The organism is Streptococcus pseudopneumoniae (assembly GCF_001068775.1).
Lineage (GTDB): Bacteria > Bacillota > Bacilli > Lactobacillales > Streptococcaceae > Streptococcus > Streptococcus pseudopneumoniae_N.
In genome coordinates, this window is record NZ_JWAJ01000108.1 from 1 (window position 1) to 6,336 (window position 6,336).

General features: G+C 42.7%; 6 protein-coding genes. 5 read left to right on the plus strand and 1 reads right to left on the minus strand.

Annotated elements, in window-relative coordinates; all coding sequences use genetic code 11:
- Positions 1-116: 116 nt before the first annotated feature.
- Complete coding sequence (locus ADF68_RS06025; protein WP_049549038.1) at positions 117-842, minus strand: pseudouridine synthase; 726 nt, start codon at positions 840-842, stop codon at positions 117-119.
- Positions 843-1,003: 161 nt separating this feature from the next.
- Here ADF68_RS06025 and typA point away from each other — a divergent pair, with 161 nt between their 5' ends.
- From typA to ADF68_RS06050, 5 genes are all read left to right on the plus strand, one after another.
- Positions 1,004-2,845, plus strand: a complete 1,842-nt coding sequence (typA, locus tag ADF68_RS06030) for a translational GTPase TypA (protein WP_000164103.1) — start codon at positions 1,004-1,006, stop codon at positions 2,843-2,845.
- A 19-nt stretch (positions 2,846-2,864) separates the two neighbouring features.
- On the plus strand, positions 2,865-3,110 hold the full coding sequence (locus tag ADF68_RS06035; RefSeq protein ID WP_049549039.1) for a DUF3165 family protein: 246 nt from the start codon (positions 2,865-2,867) through the stop codon (positions 3,108-3,110).
- A 364-nt stretch (positions 3,111-3,474) separates the two neighbouring features.
- A complete protein-coding gene (locus ADF68_RS06040; RefSeq protein ID WP_049549040.1) occupies positions 3,475-5,406 on the plus strand; it encodes a G5 domain-containing protein in 1,932 nt (643 codons plus the stop codon).
- A gap of 123 nt (positions 5,407-5,529) precedes the next feature.
- Complete coding sequence (locus ADF68_RS06045; protein WP_152901834.1) at positions 5,530-5,946, plus strand: G5 domain-containing protein; 417 nt, start codon at positions 5,530-5,532, stop codon at positions 5,944-5,946.
- A gap of 108 nt (positions 5,947-6,054) precedes the next feature.
- Positions 6,055-6,336: G5 domain-containing protein (locus ADF68_RS06050; RefSeq protein WP_049549042.1), on the plus strand; the 282-nt coding region annotated here is incomplete at its 3' end.

Genomic DNA, 6,336 nt, shown 5'->3' on the forward strand with positions numbered 1-6,336 from the left:
ATGATTAGGAGCTTTTTGGAGTCTAAAAGACGAACAAAAAGTTCAATCAGCTACCGCGTCAAAATTTGATTGCTAATAAAAAGTGAGGTCGGGATCTTTTGTCCCAACCTCATTTTTTAACCACTTTTTCTAAGAAAGTCACAAATGATTGCCAATTCTTGTGAGTTTAGATGTCGATAGTCACCTTCTTGAAGATTGTCATCAAGACTCCAAGGGCCAAAATGGGTGCGTTTTAGGGCAGTGACCTTGACACCAACAGAGAGGAACATTTTTTTGACTTGATGAAACTTTCCTTCAGAGATGGTAATGGTGGCTTGGCTGAGACTAGGACTTGAGGATAAAATTTCAAGCTGAGCAGGTTTACAAATAGTTCCATCAAGAAAGACAATCCCATCTTTAAACTCTTGAATATGGTCGGGAGTTAGTGGCCCATTGACCTCTACTTGGTAAGTTTTATCGACATGATATTGGGGATGGAGGAGTTGAAAACCTAGAGGCCCATTGTCCGTTAAGAGAAGGAGCCCCGTCGTATCTCGATCCAGACGACCGATGGCGTAGAGTTGATCTGACTGGAGATGCTGAGGAAGGAGGTCCATGACTGTTGGGAGTTTCTTATCTTTGCTTGCAGTCACGACTCCATTTGGCTTATGGAGCATGAGGTAGGTGTGTTCATATCCTTGGATTTTTCTATCTTTGAAAATCAGCTCTTGCAACCCCGTATCAATATTCTGCGCAAGGGAACGAGCAGGGTATCCATCTACAAAGATTTCTTTTTTCAGAAGAGCTTGTTTCATAGCTTTTCGACTGATTTTTTCCTGGGCTAATAATTTATCTAAACGCATACCAGCCTATCTTATCACAAGTCGGGATTTTTGAAAAGAAAAGAGAAGGAATGAATTTTCTTTTGAAAACATTTACACTTACTTGAATTAAGTCATTTGCTTAAAATTGTGGTATAATCGTTCAGTTAGAAAATAAATTTTTGAATATAATAGAGGAAATCATGACAAAATTAAGAGAAGATATCCGTAACATTGCGATTATCGCCCACGTTGACCACGGGAAAACAACCCTCGTTGACGAATTATTGAAACAGTCAGAAACGCTTGATGCACGTACTGAATTGGCTGAGCGTGCTATGGACTCGAACGATATCGAGAAAGAGCGTGGAATTACCATCCTTGCTAAAAATACAGCCGTTGCCTACAACGGAACTCGTATCAACATCATGGATACACCAGGACACGCGGACTTTGGTGGAGAAGTTGAGCGTATCATGAAAATGGTTGACGGTGTTGTCTTGGTCGTAGATGCCTACGAAGGAACAATGCCACAAACTCGTTTCGTTTTGAAAAAAGCTTTGGAACAAGACCTTGTCCCAATCGTGGTTGTCAACAAAATCGATAAACCATCAGCTCGCCCAGCAGAAGTAGTGGACGAAGTCTTGGAACTGTTCATCGAGCTTGGTGCAGATGACGACCAGCTTGATTTCCCAGTGGTTTATGCTTCAGCGATCAACGGAACTTCTTCATTGTCAGATGATCCAGCTGACCAAGAAGCTACTATGGCACCAATCTTTGACACGATTATCGACCATATCCCAGCTCCAGTAGATAACTCAGATGAGCCTTTGCAATTCCAAGTGTCACTTTTGGACTACAATGACTTTGTTGGACGTATCGGTATCGGTCGTGTCTTCCGTGGTAGTGTAAAGGTTGGGGATCAAGTTACCCTTTCTAAATTGGATGGCACAACTAAAAACTTCCGTGTTACAAAACTCTTCGGTTTCTTTGGTTTGGAACGTCGTGAAATCCAAGAAGCAAAAGCAGGTGACTTGATTGCCGTTTCAGGTATGGAAGACATCTTTGTCGGTGAAACCATTACTCCGACAGACGCAGTTGAAGCTCTTCCAATCCTACACATCGATGAGCCAACTCTTCAAATGACTTTCTTGGTCAACAATTCACCATTTGCTGGTAAAGAAGGTAAATGGGTAACTTCTCGTAAGGTGGAAGAACGTTTGCAGGCAGAATTGCAAACAGACGTTTCCCTTCGTGTAGACCCAACTGATTCACCAGATAAATGGACTGTTTCAGGACGTGGAGAATTGCACTTGTCAATCCTTATCGAAACAATGCGTCGTGAGGGTTATGAACTTCAAGTATCTCGTCCAGAAGTTATCGTAAAAGAAATCGACGGTGTCAAATGCGAACCGTTTGAACGTGTTCAAATCGATACTCCAGAAGAATACCAAGGATCTGTTATCCAAAGTCTTTCTGAACGTAAGGGTGAAATGTTGGATATGATTTCAACTGGTAATGGTCAAACTCGTTTGGTCTTCCTTGTTCCTGCGCGTGGTTTGATTGGATATTCAACTGAGTTCTTGTCAATGACTCGTGGTTACGGTATCATGAACCATACCTTCGACCAATACTTACCATTGATTCCAGGGGAAATTGGTGGACGTCACCGTGGTGCCCTTGTTTCTATCGATGCTGGTAAGGCTACAACTTACTCAATCATGTCTATCGAAGAACGTGGTACGATCTTTGTCAACCCAGGTACTGAGGTTTATGAAGGAATGATCATCGGTGAAAACTCTCGTGAAAACGACTTGACAGTTAACATCACTAAGGCTAAACAAATGACCAACGTCCGTTCAGCTACTAAGGACCAAACAGCTGTTATCAAGACTCCTCGTATCTTGACTCTTGAAGAATCACTTGAGTTCTTGAACGACGATGAATACATGGAAGTAACGCCAGAATCTATCCGTTTGCGTAAACAAATCCTTAACAAGGCAGAACGTGAGAAAGCAAACAAAAAGAAAAAATCAGCTGAATAAGAGCTAGAAAGAGCAGAAAATGGTCTATTTAATCATAGGGATTTTATTACTCTTACTCTATATATTTGCGACACCTCAAAGTATCAAGGGAACGGTTAATATTGTAATTCTTGTTTTTGGTCTCGTTTCCCTCGTGATTTTGCTCATGTTGTCCATCCTGCAAATCTTTCAGCTACCAACAGAATTCTTTATCACAGTAGCCATGCTGGTCCTTGCTTACTTTAGTTTGCGAGATATATCCTTAATGTCGGTGAAAAAGAGATAGGAAAACGGCTGTGGAGTTCTGCTAGAATTCAGTAAAGATATTTATTAAACATACCACAAGTGAAGTCAGTAAGACTGAGTTTACTTGTGGTTTTTGCTTTGTAGAATCTAGAAATTTAGACTCTTTAAGCTTCATCGGCCTCCTACTTTCATTCACTATAGATTTTTATTAAGTAGCAGATAATAGAAGAACTTCTGGGAGGAAATTACGTTCTTACTGTGAATGTTTACAAAGGATACGGATGGATTTCTTTAAAATTGGATAAAGAAGCTAGATATGGCAATTTTATTATTCAAATCTTTTGTAGGCGTTTACTATTTTTGATATACTGTGAGAAGGAATAGATACGAAATTGGAGTTTATCATGAAACAACATCATTTTAAAGCAAAACAACGCTTTTCTTTGAGAAAGTATGCAGTAGGAACTTGTTCCGTCTTATTAGGAACGAGTTTATTTTTTGTAAGCACAAGTGGAAATACTGTGCTTGCAGAGGAAAGGATTCCTCAGCTAGTGTCACACTATGTAGAAGATAAAGGCTTGCCTGAATCTTTGAAGGCTGAACTACGTTGGTTTGAAGAGAATGCTATCCAAGTGGAGGAAGGTAAGGATTATTACTTCGTCTACCGTAAATCTACTGCGAAGTTACCGGATACTGGCTTGTTTTCAAATGCTATCCTGCCTGTGCTAGGTACAGGAATCTTGTTAGTTTCGCTCACTCTCATTAAAAAGAGAAAGGGAGCCTCTCTCTTTCTAGTGACAGTTTTGGCTGTGGGTGGGACTGCTCTATCGGTTTCTGCCTTGGAGAACTTAGTGGAGCTTCGTCCAGCTCTTGTCAAAACAGTTGTAGGAGAATTTTTGCCTAGTCCAGAAAGGATTGAGGGTTATGAATTTACAGGTTATTACTTTGTAAGAGAAAATGAGGAAATTTCTAAGACTGAAGATACAAAACCTCATTCCCTACAAGCAGATAAGGTAGACTCTACCTCAATCCCAAGTGAAGGTGCTCCAAGTTTGGTCGAGGTGAAATCAGAGCTTGAAGTTACGACAGAAGCAGTTGCTTACGATACTCTTCATCAGGACGATTCAGACTTGCTTAAGGGTCAAACCCGCCTTGTCCGAGCAGGGGTTGTAGGCGAGCGCACTGTTTTAACGGAAGTCACGACTGTAGATGGTAAGGAAGACTGTCAAGTCAAATCCAACACTGTAACCTTAGAACCAGTTTCTGAAATCATAGCAGTAGGCACTAAGGTAGAATCCACTTCAACTCCAAGTGAAGGTACTTCAAGTTTGGTCGAGGTCAAGCCAGAGTTAGAGGTGATGACAGAATCCGTTGCCTATGATACTATTCATCAGGATGCTCCAGACTTGCTTAAGGGTCAAACTTGTGTTGTTCGAGCAGGCGTAGCCGGTGAGCGTACTATTTTAACGGAAGTGACGACTGTAGATGGCAAGGAAGACCGCCAAGTCAAATCCAATACTGTAACCTTGGAGCCAATTTCCGAAATTATCGCAGTAGGTACCAAGGTAGAATCCACTTCAATTCCAAGCGAAGGTGCTCCAAGTCTTGTTGAAGATAAACCAGAATTGGAAGTTACGACAGAATCCGTTGCTTACGATACTCTTCATCAGGACGATTCAGACTTGCTTAAGGGTCAAACCCGAGTTCTCCAGGCAGGAGTAACAGGTGAGCGTACCATCTTAACCGAGGTTACGACTGTCGATGGCAAGGAAACTCGCAAGCAGGTCTCTAATGAAGTTACGACCGCGCCCGTTACCGAAATTATCGCAGTAGGTACCAAGGTAGAATCCACTTCAATTCCAAGCGAAGGTGCTCCAAGTCTTGTTGAAGATAAACCAGAATTGGAAGTTACGACAGAAGCAGTTGCCTATGAAACTCTTCATCAGGACGATCCAGACTTGCTTAAGGGACAAACCCGTGTCATCATAGCAGGAGTAGCAGGCGAACGCACTATTTTAACGGAAGTGACGACTGTAGATGGCAAGGAAGTCCGTCAAGTCAAATCTAATAGTGTTACCCGAGAACCAGTTACCGAAATCATCGCAGTAGGCACCAAGGTAGAATCTACCTCAATTCCAAGTGAAGGTGCTCCAAACTTGGTCGAGGTGAAGCCAGAGCTTGAAGTGACGACAGAAGCAGTTGCTTACGATACTCTTCATCAGGACGATCCAGACTTGCTCAAGGGACAAACCCGTGTCATTCAAGCAGGAGTAGCAGGTGAGCGCACTATTTTAACGGAAGTGACGACTGTAGATGGCAAGGAAAATCTCAAGTAGGTCTCTAATGAAGTTACGACCGCGCCCGTTACCGAAATCATAGCAGTAGGTACTAAGGTCGAATTCACTTCAATTCCAAGCGAAGGTGCTCCAAGTCTTGTTGAAGATAAACCAGAATTGGAAGTGACGACAGAATCCGTTGCCTATGATACTATTCATCAGAACGATCCAGACTTACTTAAGGGCCAAACTCGTATTATCCAAGCAGGCGTAGCCGGTGAGCGTACTATTTTAACGGAAGTTACGACCGTAGATGGCAAGGAAGACCGCCAAGTCAAATCTAATAGTATTACCCAAGAACCAGTTACCGAAATCATCGCAGTAGGCACTAAGGTAGAGTCCACTTCTATTCCAAGCGAAGGCACTCCAAGATTGGTAGAGGTGAAACCAGAACTTGAAGTTACGGCAGAAGCCATTGCTTATGACACTATTCATCAGGACGATCCAGACTTGCTTAAGGGTGAAACCCGCCTTGTCCGAGCAGGGGTTGTAGGCGAGCGCACGATCTTAACGGAAGTCACGACTGTAGATGGTAAGTAAGACCGCCAAGTCAAATCCAACACTGTAACCTTAGAACCAGTTTCTGAAATAATCGCAGTAGGCACTAAGGTAGACTCCACCTCAATCCCAAGTGAAGGTACTTCAAGCTTGGTCGAGGTTAAGCCAGAGTTAGAGGTGACGACAGAAACCGTTGCTTATGACACTCTTCATCAGGACGATCCAGACTTACTTAAGGGTCAAACTCGTGTTGTTCGAGCAGGCGTCGCAGGTGAGCGCACGATCTTAACGGAAGTGACGACTGTAGATGGCAAGGATAATCGCAAGCAGGTTTCTAATGAAGTGACGACCGCGCCCGTTTCCGAAATTATCGCAGTAGGTACTAAGGTAGACTCCACCTCAATCCCAAGTGAAGGTACTTCAAGCTTGGTC

What these genes read in the sequence shown, in the direction of transcription:
- ADF68_RS06035 (WP_049549039.1), top strand. Translation starts at nt 2,865, where the DNA reads ATGGTCTATTTAATCATAGGGATTTTATTACTCTTACTCTATATATTT.
- ADF68_RS06025 (WP_049549038.1), bottom strand. Translation starts at nt 842, where the DNA reads ATGCGTTTAGATAAATTATTAGCCCAGGAAAAAATCAGTCGAAAAGCT.
- ADF68_RS06040 (WP_049549040.1), top strand. Translation starts at nt 3,475, where the DNA reads ATGAAACAACATCATTTTAAAGCAAAACAACGCTTTTCTTTGAGAAAG.
- typA (WP_000164103.1), top strand. Translation starts at nt 1,004, where the DNA reads ATGACAAAATTAAGAGAAGATATCCGTAACATTGCGATTATCGCCCAC.